Source organism: Pseudomonas petroselini (assembly GCF_045037875.1).
Classification (GTDB): Bacteria; Pseudomonadota; Gammaproteobacteria; order Pseudomonadales; family Pseudomonadaceae; genus Aquipseudomonas; species Aquipseudomonas petroselini.
In genome coordinates this window covers 5,354,435-5,371,277 of the sequence record NZ_CP173614.1, presented here as the reverse complement: position 1 = coordinate 5,371,277, position 16,843 = coordinate 5,354,435, and the positions used below count along the sequence as shown (strand labels likewise).

Annotated in this window: 13 protein-coding genes; all 13 read left to right on the top strand. The window is 63.2% G+C overall.

The genetic code is table 11. The features are described 5' to 3' along the window. Positions 1-389 precede the first annotated feature (389 nt). The 13 genes from ACI512_RS24605 to ACI512_RS24545 all read left to right on the top strand — a co-directional run bounded on the left by ACI512_RS24605 (position 390) and on the right by ACI512_RS24545 (position 16,592). Positions 390-1,058: a haloacid dehalogenase type II gene (locus ACI512_RS24605; protein WP_236383890.1), complete on the top strand. Its 669-nt coding sequence runs from the start codon at positions 390-392 to the stop codon at positions 1,056-1,058. A gap of 22 nt (positions 1,059-1,080) precedes the next feature. Continuing rightward, on the top strand, positions 1,081-2,355 hold the full coding sequence (locus ACI512_RS24600) for an FAD-binding oxidoreductase (protein ID WP_046036803.1): 1,275 nt from the start codon (positions 1,081-1,083) through the stop codon (positions 2,353-2,355). Positions 2,356-2,450: 95 nt separating this feature from the next. Further along, the gene (locus tag ACI512_RS24595; RefSeq protein ID WP_015884839.1) at positions 2,451-4,088 is read left to right on the top strand and encodes an ABC transporter substrate-binding protein; all 1,638 of its coding nucleotides are present in this window, start codon (positions 2,451-2,453) and stop codon (positions 4,086-4,088) included. 13 nt (positions 4,089-4,101) lie between these two features. Continuing rightward, entirely contained in the window at positions 4,102-5,058 is a 957-nt protein-coding gene (locus ACI512_RS24590) for an ABC transporter permease (protein ID WP_046036804.1), read from the top strand. Next, positions 5,055-5,930 carry an ABC transporter permease gene (locus tag ACI512_RS24585; protein WP_015884837.1) on the top strand — a complete coding sequence of 292 codons (876 nt, stop codon included), beginning with the start codon at positions 5,055-5,057 and terminating at the stop codon, positions 5,928-5,930. Before ACI512_RS24590 ends, ACI512_RS24585 begins: the two co-directional genes overlap by 4 nt. Position 5,931: 1 nt before the next feature. Further along, positions 5,932-7,773 (top strand): ABC transporter ATP-binding protein, encoded by a 1,842-nt coding sequence (locus tag ACI512_RS24580; RefSeq protein ID WP_236383408.1) that lies wholly within the window; start codon positions 5,932-5,934, stop codon positions 7,771-7,773. After that, the gene (locus ACI512_RS24575; protein ID WP_015884835.1) at positions 7,770-8,078 is read left to right on the top strand and encodes a (2Fe-2S)-binding protein; all 309 of its coding nucleotides are present in this window, start codon (positions 7,770-7,772) and stop codon (positions 8,076-8,078) included. Before ACI512_RS24580 ends, ACI512_RS24575 begins: the two co-directional genes overlap by 4 nt. Then, positions 8,060-9,439, top strand: coding sequence for an FAD-dependent oxidoreductase (locus ACI512_RS24570; RefSeq protein WP_405121397.1), 1,380 nt, complete (start codon positions 8,060-8,062; stop codon positions 9,437-9,439). The genes ACI512_RS24575 and ACI512_RS24570 overlap by 19 nt, the downstream gene beginning before the upstream one ends. After that, positions 9,436-10,587: an FAD-binding oxidoreductase gene (locus ACI512_RS24565; protein ID WP_236383412.1), complete on the top strand. Its 1,152-nt coding sequence runs from the start codon at positions 9,436-9,438 to the stop codon at positions 10,585-10,587. The genes ACI512_RS24570 and ACI512_RS24565 overlap by 4 nt, the downstream gene beginning before the upstream one ends. Then, positions 10,587-11,744 carry an acetylornithine deacetylase gene (gene argE / locus ACI512_RS24560; protein ID WP_015884832.1) on the top strand — a complete coding sequence of 386 codons (1,158 nt, stop codon included), beginning with the start codon at positions 10,587-10,589 and terminating at the stop codon, positions 11,742-11,744. Before ACI512_RS24565 ends, argE begins: the two co-directional genes overlap by 1 nt. A gap of 117 nt (positions 11,745-11,861) precedes the next feature. Further along, the gene (locus ACI512_RS24555) at positions 11,862-13,322 is read left to right on the top strand and encodes an NAD-dependent succinate-semialdehyde dehydrogenase (protein ID WP_405121396.1); all 1,461 of its coding nucleotides are present in this window, start codon (positions 11,862-11,864) and stop codon (positions 13,320-13,322) included. 20 nt (positions 13,323-13,342) lie between these two features. Further along, a complete protein-coding gene (locus tag ACI512_RS24550) occupies positions 13,343-14,428 on the top strand; it encodes a tartrate dehydrogenase (RefSeq protein WP_046036808.1) in 1,086 nt (361 codons plus the stop codon). A gap of 611 nt (positions 14,429-15,039) precedes the next feature. After that, positions 15,040-16,592 (top strand): IS3 family transposase gene (locus tag ACI512_RS24545; protein WP_183143922.1). Its coding sequence is split into 2 segments (ribosomal slippage): positions 15,040-15,502 and positions 15,502-16,592, totalling 1,554 coding nucleotides; the frame shifts between segments, so codons are not numbered across the junction. The last annotated feature ends 251 nt before the right edge of the window (positions 16,593-16,843 follow it).

The following is a 16,843-nucleotide window of genomic DNA, read 5'->3' as shown; positions in this document are numbered from 1 at the left end:
GGCTTTTTGCTTACTTTTGGGCCTTTCCAAAAGTGAGCCGCTGTAAGAGCGGAACCCTAGGTGGCCCTAACCTAAATAACGGATATACACCCAATCCCCCCGGCCACACTTTCTGCCGCCCCAACCCCCCGTCCTTAAGCCCTCACCCCACAAAGTCCCCCCAAAAGCCCCCTAAAAGCGCACAAACAAAGGCCCTGCCCAAGCCTGGCGCGCACCGCAAAGTCTGCTGAGCCCAGCCACCAAAACGGTGGTTTGTATTGAGCACAGGTCTTTTTAGACGGCATATGCTGATTTCACAGTGGTGTAATGAACCTGTGCTGCAACGAGGCCGACGCGCCGCCAGGGCAGCGAACGCTTGCCACACTCAACTGACTTCAGGACCGCACTCAATGAGCTTTCTTCGTCCCAAATTCATTACGTTCGACTGCTACGGTACGCTGACCAACTTCCATATGGGCACCATGACCCGCGAGCTGTTCGCCGATCGCATCAAGCCCGAGCAGATGGACCAGTTCGTCAAGGACTTCTCAGCCTATCGCCTCGACCAAGTGATGGGTGACTGGCGTCCGTATGACGAAATCCTCAAGACCGCCCTGGCCCGTACCTGCAAGCGCTGGGGTATCGATTATCGCCAAGAAGGCCAGCTGTATTACGACGCCGTACCGACCTGGGGCCCTCATGCGGACGTGCCGGCCGGTCTGTCGAAGATTGCCGACAAGATTCCCCTGGTGATCTTCTCCAATGCCATGGACAGTCAGATCATGTCTAACGTCGACAAGCTCGGCGCGCCGTTCCATAAGGTGTTCACCGCCGAACAGGCCCAAGCCTACAAACCGCGCCTGGCGGCCTTTGAGTTCATGCTCGACAACCTCGGCTGCGGCCCGGAAGACATCTTGCATGTGTCGTCCAGCTTCCGTTATGACCTGATGTCGGCCCATGACATGAAGATCAAGCACAAGGCATTCGTTGCCCGTGGCCATGAAGTCCCGGCCAATGCCTTCTACGGTTACCAGCAGATCACCGATATCGGTGGGTTGCCGGCGTTGGTCGGTCTGTAAACGCGCACCTTGAGGGTAAGACATGGGCAGTGAATCCTATTGGCTCGACACCGCACCGGCCTTTACCGGTGCCCAGCTGGGCGGCTTGCCCAAGCAGGTCGATGTGGCTGTGGTCGGCGGTGGGTTCACCGGCCTGGCGGCGGCGCGGGCGTTGGCGCGTAAAGGCGCGAGTGTGGTGGTGCTCGACGCCGGCCGTGTGATCGGTGAAGCCTCGGGGCGTAACGGTGGGCAGTGCAACACCGGGGTGGCCCAGGACTATGCCGGGCTGCATGCCAGCCTCGGTGCCGCCAAGGCGCGTGCCTATTACCAAGCCTATGAAAGCGCGGTGCAGAGCGTGGTTTCGCTGGTCGAGCAGGAAGGGATTGCCTGTGACTTGGTGCGCAACGGCAAGCTCAAGCTGGCGGCCAAGCCGATGCATTACGAAGGCCTGGCCCGCACCTGCGAGCTGATTCGCCAGGAGGTGGATGCCGATGTCGAGTTGCTCAGCGCCGAACAGACCCATGCGGAAGTCAATTCGGCGCAGTTCCATGGCGGCTTGCTGCAACGCAACGGCGTGCAGATGCACGTCGGCCGTTTTGGGGTCGGTTTGGCCGAAGCGGCGGCGCGGCGTGGCGCGATGATTTACGAGCACACCGCCGTCAAGGACTGGAAGGCCCAGGCCGGTGGCTATCAGGTCAACACCGTCAAGGGCTCACTGCACGCCGGGCAAGTCCTGCTGGCGACCGGCGCTTGCCAGCATGGCGACCTGGGCTGGTACCGCCGCCGGATTGTGCCGGTGGGCAGTTTCGTCATCGCCACCGAAGTCTTGCCCCAAGCGCTGATCGACCAGTTGCTGCCCCGGCACCGGGCTTATGTGACCAGCCGTATGATCGGCAACTACTTTCGCCTGACCCCGGACAACCGCCTGCTGTTTGGCGGGCGTGCCCGGTTTGCCATGTCCGACAGCGTCTCCGACGCCAAGAGCGGCAAGGTGCTGCAGGCGGCGATGCTGAACATGTTCCCGCAGTTGGCGCACGTGAAGATCGACTACTGCTGGGGCGGCCTGGTGGACATGACGTCCGACCGCCTGCCACGCGCCGGCCAGCATGGCGGCGTGTTCCACTCCATGGGCTACAGCGGCCATGGTGTGCAGATGTCGGTGCACATGGGCCAGGTGATGGCTGAGGTCATGGCGGGCAATGCGGCGGCCAACCCTTGGCGCGAACTGGAATGGCCGGCGATCCCCGGGCATTTCGGCAAACCCTGGTTCCTGCCGTTCGTGGGGGCGTATTACCGGTTCCAGGATTATTTGCACTGAGTTGCCGTTGTTGCGTCACCGTCGTTTGTGTTTCCAGGACGCTCCGGACATCCGTGAGCACTCGATTCTTCCGATTATCGACAGGTAGCCTTGATATGACTGACAACAAAAATACACCCGAGCTCATCTCCGGCCATGACAGCCTGCGGGTGTTCGAAAGCCTCAACCGTGGCATGTCGCGCCGTAACGCCCTGCAAATGCTCGGGGTGGCCGGTGTGGCAGCGGCCGGGGCGGGCAGCCTGTTTGGCGCCGCCGGCAAGCTGTTCGCCGATGAAGCGGCCGCCGAGGGCAAAGGCAAGCCAGGCGGCAAGATCCGCGTGGCGGGCATGTCCAGCTCCACCGCCGACACCCTCGACCCGGCCAAGGGCGCGCTGTCCACCGACTACGCCCGCCACTACATGTTCTACAACGGCCTGACCCGCTTCGATAAGCACCTGGTGCCGCAACTGGAGCTGGCCGAGCGCATCGACAATACCGACGCCACCGTCTGGACCATCACCCTGCGCAAAGACGTGACCTTTCACAACGGCAAGGCCCTGACCGCCGCCGACGTGGTGTTCTCGCTGAACCGCCACAAAGACCCGCTCACCGGCTCCAAAGTCATGCCGCTGATGGAGCAGTTCGCCGAGATCAAGGCCAGCGGTCCGAACGAAGTACAGATTCGCCTCAGCGCGCCCAACGCCGAGCTGCCGTCGATCCTGGCGGTGTCGCACCTGCTGATCGTGCCCGAAGGCACCACCGATTTCGGTAAAGGCATCGGCACCGGACCGTTCACCGTGGGCGAGTTCAAGCCAGGCGTGCGTTCGATTGCGGTGCGCAACAAGAATTACTGGAAACCGGGCCTGCCGTACCTCGACGAAATCGAATTCATCGCCATCGCCGACGAGCCCTCGCGAGTCAACGCGCTGCTGTCGGGCGACGTGCACATGATCAACGAGGTCAACCCACGCTCCACTACGCGCATCGCCGCCAGCGCCAAACACCGGGTCGTGGATGCGCCGTCGGGCAACTACACTGACTTGATCATCCGTCAGGACCAACTGCCCGGCAAAAGCCCTGAGTTCACCCAGGCGATGAAACTGTTGCTGGACCGTGAGCAGGTCAAGTCCGCGGTGTTCCGTGGCTTTGCCGTGGTCGGTAACGATCACCCGATTGCACCGGGTTCGCGCTACTTCAACACCGACTTGCCGCAGACGGTCTACGACCCGGAAAAAGCCAAGTTCCTGCTGAAGAAGGCCGGCATGGAAAGCATCACCATGCCCGTCATGGCCTCGCCGGCCGCCACCGGTTCGGTGGACATCGCCGTGCTGCTGCAGCAATCGGCGAAACAGGCCGGGCTCAAGCTCGACGTGAACCGCCTGCCCAGCGACGGCTACTGGTCCAACCACTGGATGAAGCACCCGTTGAGCTTCGGCAACATCAACCCACGGCCGAATGCCGACGTGATGTTCTCGCAGTTCTTCCAGTCCAAGGCGCCCTGGAACGAGTCCGGCTGGCAGAACGACCAGTTCGACCAACTGCTGATGCTGGCCCGTGGCGAAACCGACGACGCCAAGCGCGCCAAGATGTATGGCGACATGCAGACCCTGGTCCACGACCATTGCGGGATCGGCGTGCCGGTGTTCATCAGCAACATCGACGGTGTAGACCAGCGCATCAAGGGCTATGGCAGCAACCCGCTGGGCGGTTTCATGGGCTACATGTTCGCCGAGCAGGTGTGGTTGGACGCGTGAGGAGGGCAGTGCGATGAATAGCAATACACTGTGGTTGATCGGCCGGCGCCTCGGCGCCGGTGTCGTGACCTTGTTGATCGTGTCCATGGTCGTGTTCGCGATCACGGCCGTGCTGCCGGGGGATGCGGCGCAACAATCCCTCGGCCAGTTCGCGACCCCTGAACAGGTGGCGGCACTGCGCCTGAAACTGGGGTTGGACCAACCCGGTGTGCTGCGTTACCTGCACTGGTTGATGAGCCTGCTCACCGGCGACATGGGCGTGTCGGTCTCCAACGCCATGCCGGTGGGTGAACTGATGGCCGGCCGGGTGCCCAATACCCTGATGCTGGCGGGCGCTACGGCGCTGGTCTCGGTGCCGGTGGCGCTGGTACTCGGCATCGGCTCGGCGATGGGCCGGGGCGGGCGTATCGACAGTTGCCTGAGCTTTGTCACCTTGGCGATGGTCGCCGTGCCGGAGTTTCTGGTGGCGACCCTGGCCGTGCTGATTTTCGCGGTCAACCTTGGTTGGCTGTCGGCGCTGTCGTACGCCAGTGACATCACCTCACCGCTGCAATTCATGCGCACCTACGCCTTGCCGGTGATGACGCTGTGCTGCGTGATCGTCGCGCAAATGGCGCGCATGACCCGCGCGGCGGTGATCGATCAACTCGACAGCCCCTATGTGGAAATGGCCCGCCTCAAAGGCGTGAGCCCGATCCGCATTGTGCTGCGCCACGCCTTGCCCAATGCGATCGGGCCGATCGCCAACGCCATCGCCCTGAGCCTGTCGTACCTGCTGGGCGGGGTGGTGATCGTCGAAACCATCTTCAACTACCCCGGCATCGCCAGCTTGATGGTCGATGCCGTGACCAACCGTGACATGGCCTTGGTGCAGGCGTGCACCATGTTGTTCTGCGCGGCTTACCTGGGCCTGGTGCTGCTTGCCGACCTGTGCGCGATCCTCTCCAACCCGAGGCTGAGAAACCAATGAACAACCTCATTGCGAAGTCCAAGCCTGTGTCTTCCGCCCTGGCCCTGGCCAAGGTGTCCAGCGGCCCGTCCTGGCTGGGGCTGTTGGGGGGCGCGGTCTGCGTCGCCTGGCTGCTGGTGGCGCTGCTCGGCCCCTGGCTGGCCCCCCACCCGGTGGGTGAAGTGGTGTCCGACAACATCTTCGAAGGCTTCAGCCTTGCGCACCCGTTCGGCACCGATTACCTGGGCCGCGACATGCTCAGCCGCGTGCTGGTCGGTGCGCGGTTCACCGTCGGCCTGGCGCTGGTAGCGGCGTTGCTGGCCAGCTTCTTCGGCACCGGGTGTGCGCTGCTGTCGGTGGTCTCGCCCAAGTGGCTGGACGAAATCATCAGCCGCATCATGGACGCGTTCATCTCGATCCCGAGCAAAATGCTCGCGCTGATCATGGTCTCGGCCTTTGGTTCATCGGTGACCCTGCTGATCTGCACCGCCGTGATCAGCTACATCCCTGGCTCGTTCCGCGTTGCCCGCAGCATGGCGGTCAACATCGAGGCCCTGGAATACGTGCAGGTCGCGCGTACCCGTGGCGAACGCCGGTTGTACGTGGCGTGCATGGAGATCCTGCCGAACATGCTCAACCCGGTATTGACCGACCTGGGCCTGCGTTTCGGCTACATCGTCTTGTTGCTCAGCGGCATGAGTTTTCTCGGCCTTGGCGTGCAACCGCCGGACGCCGACCTCGGCTCGCTGGTGCGGGAAAACATCGGCGGCCTCAACCAGGGCGCGCTGGCTATCATCATTCCGGCGCTGGCCATCGGCACGCTGACCATCGGTGTGAATCTGCTGATCGACTATATGTCGTCCCGACGTAGTCGACGCACGGGAGGCCATTGAAATGACCGAATTGATTCGCGTCGAAGACCTGCGCGTGGTCGCCTGTGGCGAGCACGGCGAGGTAGAAATCGTCAAAGGCGTGAGCTTTTCCCTGGAAAAAGGTGAAGTGCTGGCGCTGATCGGTGAGTCCGGCTCGGGCAAGACCACCATCGCCCTGGCATTACTGGGGTACGCACGGCGTGGCTGTCGGTTGTCCGGCGGTGTGGTGCAGGTGGGTGAGCACGACATGCTCGCCTTGAGCGAAAAACACCTGCAAGGCCTGCGTGGCAACCGCGTGTCTTATATCGCGCAAAGCGCGGCTGCGGCGTTCAACCCGGCCAAACGACTGATCGACCAGGTGGTGGAGGGTGCCCTGATCCATGGCCTGGGCACCCGCGCCGAATTGCATGCCAAGGCTATCGGGCTGTTCCGCGACCTGGCCCTGCCGGACCCGGAACGCATCGCGCGACGTTACCCGCACCAGGTGTCCGGTGGGCAACTGCAACGGGTGATGGCGGCGATGGCGCTGATCAGCGACCCGCTGCTGGTGGTGCTCGACGAGCCGACCACGGCGTTGGACGTGACCACCCAGATCGACGTGCTGCGCGCCTTCAAGCGCGTGGTACGCGAGCGCGGCGCCACGGCCGTGTACGTCTCCCATGACCTGGCGGTGGTCGCGCAAATGGCCGACCAGATCGTGGTGCTCAACGGCGGGCAGGTTCTCGAGCACAGCGCCACGGCACCGCTGCTCAAGGCTCCGGCCCACGAATACACCCGCAGCCTGCTGGCGGCCGCACGGCCGGACACCACCATTCGCCCGCCCTGCGGGATTGCCGAAGAGGTGCCGCTGCTGACCATCACCGGCCTCACCGCCGGTTACGGCAACAAAAACATGCACGGCATGCCGTCGATCCGGGTGCTGGAAAACATCGACCTCACGGTGCGCCGTGGCCAGGCGATTGGGGTGATCGGCGAGTCGGGCTCCGGCAAGTCGACCCTGGCACGCGTGGTGGCGGGGCTGTTGACCCCGGCCCTTGGCGGTCTCACGTTCGACGGCCAGGCCCTGGGTGGCAGCCTGTCGGAGCGCACCCCGGAACAATTTCGCCGGATCCAGATGGTGTTCCAGAACGCCGACACCGCCCTCAACCCCATGCACAGCGTGGCGACCATCCTCAGCCGCCCGCTGAAGATGTATTTCGGCCTCAAGGGCGCCGCGTTGAAGGCGCGCATCGATGAGTTGCTGGACCTGGTACGCCTGCCGCGCGACATGGCCGAACGCCGCCCGAATGAACTGTCCGGCGGGCAAAAGCAGCGGGTCAACCTGGCACGGGCGCTGGCGGCCAAGCCCGACTTGATCCTGTGCGATGAAGTGACCTCGGCCCTCGACACCGTGGTCGGCGCGGCAATCCTCGAACTGCTGCGCGACCTGCGCCAGCAACTGGGCGTGTCCTATCTGTTTATCAGCCATGACATCTCCACCGTGCGTGCGCTGTGCGATGACATTGTGGTGATGTACAGCGGCCACAAAGTGCAGGCCGGCAGCCGCCAGTCGTTTGCCGAACCGCCGTTCCACCCCTACACCGACCTGCTGATCCACTCGGTGCCCGAGTTGCGCCAGGGCTGGCTGGAAACCTGCGGCACAAGGTGCGAAACGCTGCCGGCGATAGGCGAGCGGGCCAACGTGCCGGAACTGTGCACCTTTCTCAATCGCTGCCCGGTGCGCGTCGATGGCCTGTGCAATCGCACCGCACCGAAGCGTCGCACCCTGGACAACGGCAGTGAAGTCCTCTGCCACCACGACAGCGCCCAGTTGCTGAATACCCAGCAGGGCGTCACTACCCTCACTTTGGGAGCCTATGCATGAAAGGGCGTTTTGTGAGGCTGGCCGAACAGGGCCGGCCGACGGTCAGCCTGACGGTGGATGGCGCACCCATCCAGGCCCTGCAGGGCGATACCCTGATGGTCGCGCTGCTGACCCAGGGCAACGCGTTGCGCCAATCGGAATTCGACAGCGGGCGCCGCGCCGGTTTCTGCCTGATGGGTGCGTGCCAGGACTGCTGGGTATGGACCCGCAGCGGCGAGCGCCTGCGCGCCTGCTCCAATGAAGTCCGTGATGGGCTGGACATCGTTACCACACAACCGGAGGCGACATGGCCACTGCACGGGTAGTTATTGTGGGCGCTGGACCGGCCGGCGTGCGCTGCGCCGAAACCCTGGTGGCGGCCGGAATCAAGCCGATCCTGATCGATGAAAACCGTCGCGACGGCGGGCAGATCTACCGCCGTCAGCCAGACGGTTTTACCCGCGACTACACCACGCTGTACGGCAGCGAAGCCGCCAAGGCCCAGGCCCTGCACCAGAGTTTCGACCGCCTGCGCGACGCCATCGACTACCGGCCCGACACCTTGGTGTGGAACCTCACGGCCGGGCAATTGTGCTGCGTGAGCCAAGGCCGCCACTGCACCGTGGATTACGACGCGCTGATCCTGTGCACCGGCGCCACCGACCGCTTGATGCCCGTCGAGGGCTGGCAACTGGCGGGCACTTACAGCCTGGGCGGGGCGCAGATCGCCTTGAAAAACCAGGCCGTGTCCATCGGTCATCGCTTGGTGTTCATGGGCAGCGGGCCGTTGCTGTACCTGGTGGCCAGCCAATACGTCAAAGCCGGTGCCGAGGTGGCGGCGGTGCTCGACACCTCACCCCTGAGCCTGCGTCTCAAGGCCTTGCCGAAACTGCTGGCGCGGCCGGCCGTCCTGTTTACCGGGGTCAAGCTGCTGGCGCAGCTGCACCGCGCCAAGGTGGCGGTGCACCTGGGGATCAAGCCGCTGCAAGTCATGGGTGATGCCGCCAATGGCGTGGGGGGCGTGCGCTTCATCGCGGGCAACGGGCAGACCGTCACGGTGCAGGCCGATGCCGTCGCGCTGGGGTATCACCTGCGCCCGGAGACGCAATTGGGCGACCTGGCCGGCTGTGCCATGGCCTTTGACCAAGCCTCCAGCCAATGGTGGCTGGCCACGGACGAGGCCGGGCGCACCTCGGTGAAGGGGGTGTATGCGGCGGGTGACGGCGCGAAAATTCGCGGTGCGGATGCCGCCGAGCATGCCGGGCGCCTGGTGGCGCTGGCGCTGCTGGACGACCTGCAGCAACCGGTCGACAGCGGGCTGCGTGACGAACAAAAGCAAGCCCTGGCCGTGATGGACCAGTTTCGCCTCGGCCTGGCCCAGGCGTTTCCCTGGCCCAGCGCGCAGGCCAAGGCGTTGCCCGACAGCGCCATCGTGTGCCGCTGCGAGATGATCAGCGCCGGCGAACTGCGGCGCACCGTGAACGAGAAGGGCGCCTGTGAAGTCAATCGCGCCAAGGCATTCAGCCGCGTGGGCATGGGCCGTTGCCAGGGGCGTTATTGTTCACAGGCCGGGGCCGAAGTGATTGCCGCCGAGGCCGGGGTACCGGTGCAGGAAGTCGGTCGCCAGCGCGGTCAGGCACCGGTCAAACCCTTGTCGATGCTGATCACCGAGGAGGTGTCGTCATGAAGGTGCAAAAAGCCGATGTGGTGATTGTTGGCGGTGGTGTGATGGGCTCGGCGGCGGCGTTTTTTCTGCGCCGTCGCGGCCAGTCGGTGATCCTGCTCGAGCGCGACCAGATCGGTCAGTACGCCAGCGGGGTGAACTTCGGCAATGTGCGTCGGCAGGGGCGCTTCCTCGGCCAGTTGGCCTTGGCCAACCGCTCCTGGGCGCTGTGGAAGCGCCTGCCGGAACTGATCGAGGATGACCTCGAGTTCATCCCCAGTGGGCATATGCGCGTGTGTTACCGCGAAGATGAAATCGCCGAGCTGGAGGCCTATGCGGCCGCGCCGGAAGCGGAGCAACTGGACCTGAAGATTTATCGCGGCGCCGAACTGCATCGGCGCTTCGGCTTCCTCGGCCCGGACGTCAAGGGCGGTTCCTATGCGCCCCACGATGGCCACGCCAACCCGCGTCTGGCCGCACCGGCGTTTGCCCGCGCCGCACGGCGCCTGGGGGCGCAGATCGAAGAGCGCACCGAAGTCGCCGAGGTGCAGAAGGTCGGTGCCGACTTCCACGTCACCAGCACCGACGGCCGCCAGTTCCAGGCCGCACAACTGTTGATCACCGCCGGCGCCTGGGGCCAGAAGCTTTCGGCGCAGTTCGGCGAGCCGGTGCCGCTCGACACCCACGGCCCGCAGATGGCAGTGACTGAGCCTGTGCCCTACGCGCTGCCGACGGTGATCGGCGTGTACACCAAAATCCCCGAGGAAGTGATCTACTTCCGCCAGATTCCGCGGGGCAATATCGTCATCGGTGGCGGTTACCGCAGCAAGCCGGACATGCTCAACCGCCGCGCCTACGTGGAGCCGCGCAGCATCCTCAACCAGGTCAGCCAGATGCGTCGACTGCTGCCGGGCGTCGGCAACCTGAACATCATCCGCGTGTGGAGCGGCATCGAAGGCTACCTGCCGGATTCGCTGCCGGTGATGGGCCCCAGCGGCACCGTCGACGGCTTGTTCTATGCCTTCGGCTTTTGCGGCCACGGCTTCCAGCTCGGCCCGGGCGTCGGCGATGTGATGGCCGAGCTGCTCGCCACCGGCAGCACCAGTACCCCGATCGAGCCGTTCTCTATAACCCGGTTCGCCCCACCTGCCGAGCAACGGAGCCAGGCCTGATGAAACCGCGTGTTCTTGAGATTCTCAAACAGCTGATGGCCTTCGACACGGTGTCGTCGGAATCGAACCTGGCCCTGATCGACTACGTGCGCGACCTGTTGCTGACCAAGGGCATCGAATCCTTGATCGTCAAGGACCAGAGCGGCAAGAAGGCCAACCTGTTCGCCAGCACCGGGCCCAAGCAACAGCCCGGCGTGTTGCTGTCCGGGCACACCGACGTGGTGCCGGCGGCGGGGCAGGCGTGGACCTTCCCCGCCTTCGCCGCCACTGTGCAGGACGGGCGCATCTACGGGCGTGGCAGCTGCGACATGAAGGGCTTCATCGCCCTGGCCATCGACGCCCTGCTCGATGCCGCCGACCACACCTTGAACCGCCCGCTGCAATTGGCCCTGTCCCATGACGAGGAGATCGGTTGCGTCGGCGTACGGCGCCTGCTCGATGTTTTGCACCTGGCGCCGGTGCGCCCGTTTTTGTGCGTGATCGGCGAGCCGACCAACATGCAGTTCGTACTCGGCCACAAGGGCAAGGGGTCCTACCGCACCTACTGCCGTGGCCAGGAAGCGCATTCGTCGTTGGCGCCGCGTTCGGTCAACGCGATCCATGTGGCCTGCGACTTTATCGCCGCCCTGCGTGAGAGCCAGCAGCAATTGCAGACGCGTGGCGCCCAGGACTCCGACTACGACGTGCCCTACAGCACCGTGCATGTCGGGCAGATAGTCGGCGGCAAGGCGCTGAACATCGTGCCTAACCTGTGCAGCCTGGATTTCGAAGTGCGCAACCTGCCGGCGGACGATCTGGATCAGTTCCTGGACCAGATGCGCGAGCGTGCCGAGGTGATCGTGCGCGAGGCGCAGAAGCTGTCCAGCGCGGCGGCCATCGAGATCGAAACCATCAACGTCTACCCCGGCCTCGACACCCACCCCAGTGTCGAAGCGGTGCGCTTTCTCAAGCAATTCGCCGCGCCGGGTACCGGCACCGCCAAAGTGTCGTTCGGCACCGAAGGTGGCCTGTTCAAGCAGCGCCTGGACGTGCCGGTGGTGGTGTGCGGGCCGGGTTCCATCGAGCAGGCGCACAAACCCGACGAGTTTATCGAGATCAGTCAGATGGACGCGGGCGAGCGCTTTTTGCAAGGTTTGCTCGGCTCATTGAAGGCCTAGCAGAGCCTGCCGTCCTGCGCCCAATTACAGCACGGCACGCTGCTTTAACCGCGCTTTCGGCATCCTCGTCCGTGGCACCTCCCTAGACTGGAGCGTGTCTCGGATCAGGACTCGACCATGCTCAAGAATCGCTTGCAAGACCCCAGCCTGCTGGCTGAACTCGCCTACGTAGATGGCCAATGGATCGCTGCCGACAGCGCGGCCACCCTGGACATCCGCGACCCTGCCACCGGCCACGTGCTGGCCCAGGTCCCGGCGATGGACGCGGTGGACACCCGCCGCGCCATCGAAGCCGCCGAGCGTGCCTGGCCCGCCTGGCGCGCCCGCCCGGCGGCTGAACGCGCGTCGCTGCTGGAACGCTGGTACCAGGCGATGATCGACAACCTCGACGACCTGGCGCTGATCATGACCTGCGAGCAGGGCAAGCCGCTTAACGAAGCCCGTGGCGAAGTGCGCTACGGCGCCGGTTTCGTCAAATGGTTCGCCGAGGAAGCGCGGCGGGTCTACGGTGAAACCATGCCGGCCCCCAGCGGCGACAGGCGCCTGCTGACCCTCAAGCAACCCGTGGGCGTGTGCGCCGCCATCACCCCGTGGAATTTCCCCAATGCGATGATCACGCGCAAATGCGCGCCGGCGCTCGCCGCCGGGTGCCCGATCATCGTCAAACCGTCGGACCTGACGCCGCTGTCAGCGCTGGCCCTGGCGGTGCTGGCCGAGCGCGTCGGCATTCCTGCGGGCGTGTTCAATGTCATCACCGGCTTGCCTGCGGGCATCGGCGAAGAGCTGACGGGCAACCCGGCGGTGCGCAAGATTTCCTTCACCGGCTCGACCGCCGTCGGCCGCCTGCTGATGCGCCAGAGTGCCGAACACATCAAGCGCCTGAGCCTGGAATTGGGCGGCAACGCGCCGTTTATCGTGTTCGACGACGCCGACCTTGAGCAGGCAATCGCTGGGGTGATGCTGAGTAAATTTCGCAACGCCGGGCAAACCTGCGTGTGCGCCAACCGCATCCTGGTGCAAGACGGCATCTACGCACGTTTCGCCGCGCGCCTGGTGGAAGAGGTGGGCAAGCTCAAGGTCGGCAACGGCTTGGAAGACGGCGTGACCATCGGCCCGCTGATCAACCCGGCGGCGGTGAACAAAGTCGCGCGGCATATCGACGACGCCCTGAGCCAAGGCGCCCAGCTGCTGTGCGGCGCGATCCCAAGTGGCGACAGCCAGTTCGTGCAACCCACGGTGCTCGGCGACACCCACGCCGGGATGTTGCTGGCCAATGAAGAAACCTTCGGCCCGGTGGCGCCGCTGATGCGCTTTACCGACGAGGCCGAGGCGCTCGCCCTGGCGAATGCCACGCCGTACGGCCTGGGCGCCTACTATTTCACCCAGGACCTGCAGCGCTCGTGGCGCTTCGGCGAAGCGCTGGAATTCGGCATGGTCGGGCTCAACACCGGGATCATCTCCATGGAAGTCGCGCCGTTTGGCGGCATCAAACAATCCGGGCTGGGCCGCGAGGGCAGCAAGTACGGCCTGGACGAGTACCTTGAAGTCAAAGCCTTCCATATCGGCGGCTTGAACTGACAATGAGCGAGGCGGAATCGATGAGCAAGGCATTCAGAATCGCCGCGATTGCCGGCGATGGCATTGGCAAGGAAGTATTGCCCGAAGGGCTACGGGTACTGGAACAGGCGGCCAACATCTGGGACCTGAACCTGAGCATCGAAGTGCTCGACTGGGCCCACTGTGATTATTACCTGGAACACGGGCAGATGATGCCCGAAGACTGGTTCGAACAGCTCAAAGGCTTCGACGCGATTTACTTTGGCGCGGTGGGCTGGCCAGACAAAGTCCCGGACCATATTTCCCTGTGGGGCTCGCTGCTCAAGTTCCGCCGCGACTTCGACCAATACGTGAACATCCGCCCGGTGCGCTTGTTCCCCGGCGTACCGTGCCCGCTGGCCGGGCGCGAGCCGGGGGACATCGACTTTGTGGTGATCCGCGAAAACACCGAGGGTGAGTACTCGTCGGTAGGCGGCAAGATGTTCGAAGGCACCGCGCATGAGTTTGTGCTGCAGGAGTCGGTGTTCACCCGGCGTGGGGTTGACCGCATCCTCAAGTTCGCCTTTGACCTGGCGCAGACCCGCCCGCGTAAAAAGCTGACGGCGGCGACCAAGTCGAATGGGATCTCCATCAGCATGCCTTACTGGGACGAGCGTACTGCGCTGATGGCTGCGAATTATCCGGAGGTGGCGTGGGACAAGCAGCACATCGACATCCTGTGCGCGCGGTTTGTGCTGCAGCCGGACCGGTTTGACGTGGTGGTGGCGTCGAATCTGTTTGGCGACATTTTGTCCGACCTGGGGCCGGCGTGTGCGGGGACCATTGGGATTGCGCCGTCGGCGAACCTGGATCCCGAGCGCCGGTTTCCGTCGTTGTTTGAGCCGGTGCATGGGTCGGCGCCGGATATTTATGGGCAGAATATTGCGAACCCGATTGCGATGATTTGGTCGGGGGCGTTGATGTTGGACTTTTTGGGGAATGGGGATGGGCGGTATCGGGCGGCGCATGATGGGATTTTGCGGGCTATCGAGGGGGTGATTGCGCAGGGGGTGGTTACGCCGGATTTGGGGGGGACGAGGTCGACTCAGGAAGTGGGGGATGCGGTTGTGGGGGGGCTGTTGGTTTGAGTGGGTTTGATTTGAGTTGAGTTGAGTACATATCCGTTATTTAGGTAACGGCGGCTTATGGTTCCGCTCTTACAGCGGGTCACTTTTGGAAGAGCGCCAAAAGTAACCAAAAACGCTTCGCCCCAACACTCGGCACCTCGCCTAGGCTCGGTGTGCCCTCACTCCGGCTTTGGAGCGTGGGCCGCCGCGATGGGCCATCCTTGGCCCAGCGCGGCTAACCCGGCGTCCTGCCGGGTTACCCACGCTCCAAAGCCTGCGTTCGGCCAGCGTGTTTGACGGGGCGCCTAAGATCAAGATCAAAAGCAAGAGCACGGCGGCCTGAAAGCCGACCTGAGTGGTTGGATCAAAAGCAGATACGTGTAAGAGCTGGCTTGCTCCCGATCGCGGTGTGTCAGCTGATGCAGCTGTGGCTGTCACACTGCAATCGGGGGCAAGCCCCCTCCCACATTTGGACCGCGATCAACAGACGCAACTCCGGTCGGCTTTAAGGCCGCCGCGTTTGCCTTTGCTCTACACCACTCAAGCCGGCTGTCAGGCCGCCCCCCGGTGTCAGGGTAGTTGTCGTGTCCTCCGCTTTTTAAAAGTATTCCGGGGGCGGCAAGAGTAAGGTCATGCCTTTCTATTCAGAAGAACGCAAAGCTGCACTGTTGAAAATGATGCTTCCGCCGCTGAGCCTTTCAGCGTCGGAGGTCGCGCGCCGTGAAGGTTGTAGCGACATGTCTCTTCATTATTGGCGTAAGCAAGCTGCTGCCAGAGGTTCTCAGTTGTCCGAAAACAAGCAGTCGCCTGAAAGTTGGTCTGCCGAATCCAAGCTCATGGCAGTCATCGAATCATCAGCTTTGTCGGAGCTGGAGCTGAGTGAGTATTGCCGTCGCAACGGTATTTTCCCTGCGCAAATTGACGGCTGGCGCAAAGCTTTCATTGCCAACAGCACTAATCACTCAGCGCTGAAAAAAGGAATCGCTGGTGAGACCAAGGAGGATAAGAACCGGATTCGGGAGCTGGAGCGTGAGCTGCGCCGAAAGGATGCAGCGCTGGCTGAAACAGTCGCATTGCTGGTGCTGCGAAAAAAGCTCAATGCCTACTGGGGGAACGACGACGAGGACAATTGACCTTGTTGCCAGAACGGCATCTTCTCGTCGACTGGCTCACCGAAGCCATCACGGCGGGCGCCCGCAGGGCGCCTGCGTGTCTAGAAGTCGGTATTTCGCTACGCACGCTACAACGCTGGATCCTGCCCGAAGCGTTGTTGGCAGATGGGCGCACCACGACGGTGAGGCCAGTGCCGAATAATGCTCTGAGTGATGTTGAGCGCCAAGCCATCCTGGCCTTGTGCAACAGCAAGGCCTACGCACATCTGCCACCGAGCCAGATCGTGCCACGACTAGCTGACGAAGGACGTTACATGGCATCGGAGGCAACCTTTTACCGAGTGCTGCATGCGGCAGATCAGCAGCATCATCGTTCCCGCGCCAAACGCCCGCATCGCCATGAAGCACCCACCACCTACGCGGCGACAGCCGCCAATCAGGTGTGGTCTTGGGATATCACGTACCTGCCGTCGCCGGTTCGAGGGAAGTTTTACTACCTGTATTTGATCGAGGATATCTACAGCCGAAAGGCTGTGGGCTGGGAAGTTTACGAAGCAGAAAACGGTGAAAAAGCCGCTGTCCTATTGCAACGAAGTGTCACTAGAGAGAAGTGCTGGCGTCAGCCGCTGGTGCTTCATTCGGACAATGGCGCACCTATGAAATCGGTGACGTTACTGACCAAGATGTACGACCTGGGTATCACGCCATCGAGAGGAAGACCCCGGGTAAGCAACGATAATCCTTACTCGGAGTCGCTGTTTAGAACGCTGAAGTACTGCCCGCAGTGGCCGCAGGATGGATTTGGCAGCCTGGATGACGCGCGTATCTGGGTCAGGAATTTTATGGCCTGGTACAACACCGAGCATCGTCATAGCCGAATCCGCTTCGTGACACCCGCCCAGCGCCACGAGGGAAAAGACCGGGAAATCCTGGCCCGGAGGGCGGCAATCTATGGGCAAGCGAGAGAAAAAAGGCCTGAAAGGTGGTCAGGCGAGACACGCAACTGGGACCCTATCGGGACGGTGCACCTCAACCCCGAAAGGGAGCTGACAGTTGTCGTGAAGGTCGCCTAGCAAGACGGGAGACACGACAACTACCTTGAAAAACGCCGCCGCTGTGCTCTTGCTTTTGATCTTGATCTTAGGCGCCCCGTTAAACACGCTGGCCGGAATTCGACAGGGATTTGGGGGGTAAACCGGCAGGGATGCCGGTTTAGCCGCCCCGCGCCATGGATGGCGCGTTGCGGCGGCCCCCCAAATCCCTGTCGGATTACGGGCACACCGAGCCTAAGCGAGGTGCCGAGTGTTGGGGCAAGAGCCCTTTT

Bases quoted from the DNA above. Each gene is read 5' to 3' on its own strand.
- ACI512_RS24605 (WP_236383890.1), top strand. From the start codon at position 390: ATGAGCTTTCTTCGTCCCAAATTCATTACGTTCGACTGCTACGGTACG.
- ACI512_RS24600 (WP_046036803.1), top strand. From the start codon at position 1,081: ATGGGCAGTGAATCCTATTGGCTCGACACCGCACCGGCCTTTACCGGT.
- ACI512_RS24595 (WP_015884839.1), top strand. From the start codon at position 2,451: ATGACTGACAACAAAAATACACCCGAGCTCATCTCCGGCCATGACAGC.
- ACI512_RS24590 (WP_046036804.1), top strand. From the start codon at position 4,102: ATGAATAGCAATACACTGTGGTTGATCGGCCGGCGCCTCGGCGCCGGT.
- ACI512_RS24585 (WP_015884837.1), top strand. From the start codon at position 5,055: ATGAACAACCTCATTGCGAAGTCCAAGCCTGTGTCTTCCGCCCTGGCC.
- ACI512_RS24580 (WP_236383408.1), top strand. From the start codon at position 5,932: ATGACCGAATTGATTCGCGTCGAAGACCTGCGCGTGGTCGCCTGTGGC.
- ACI512_RS24575 (WP_015884835.1), top strand. From the start codon at position 7,770: ATGAAAGGGCGTTTTGTGAGGCTGGCCGAACAGGGCCGGCCGACGGTC.
- ACI512_RS24570 (WP_405121397.1), top strand. From the start codon at position 8,060: ATGGCCACTGCACGGGTAGTTATTGTGGGCGCTGGACCGGCCGGCGTG.
- ACI512_RS24565 (WP_236383412.1), top strand. From the start codon at position 9,436: ATGAAGGTGCAAAAAGCCGATGTGGTGATTGTTGGCGGTGGTGTGATG.
- argE (WP_015884832.1), top strand. From the start codon at position 10,587: ATGAAACCGCGTGTTCTTGAGATTCTCAAACAGCTGATGGCCTTCGAC.
- ACI512_RS24555 (WP_405121396.1), top strand. From the start codon at position 11,862: ATGCTCAAGAATCGCTTGCAAGACCCCAGCCTGCTGGCTGAACTCGCC.
- ACI512_RS24550 (WP_046036808.1), top strand. From the start codon at position 13,343: ATGAGCAAGGCATTCAGAATCGCCGCGATTGCCGGCGATGGCATTGGC.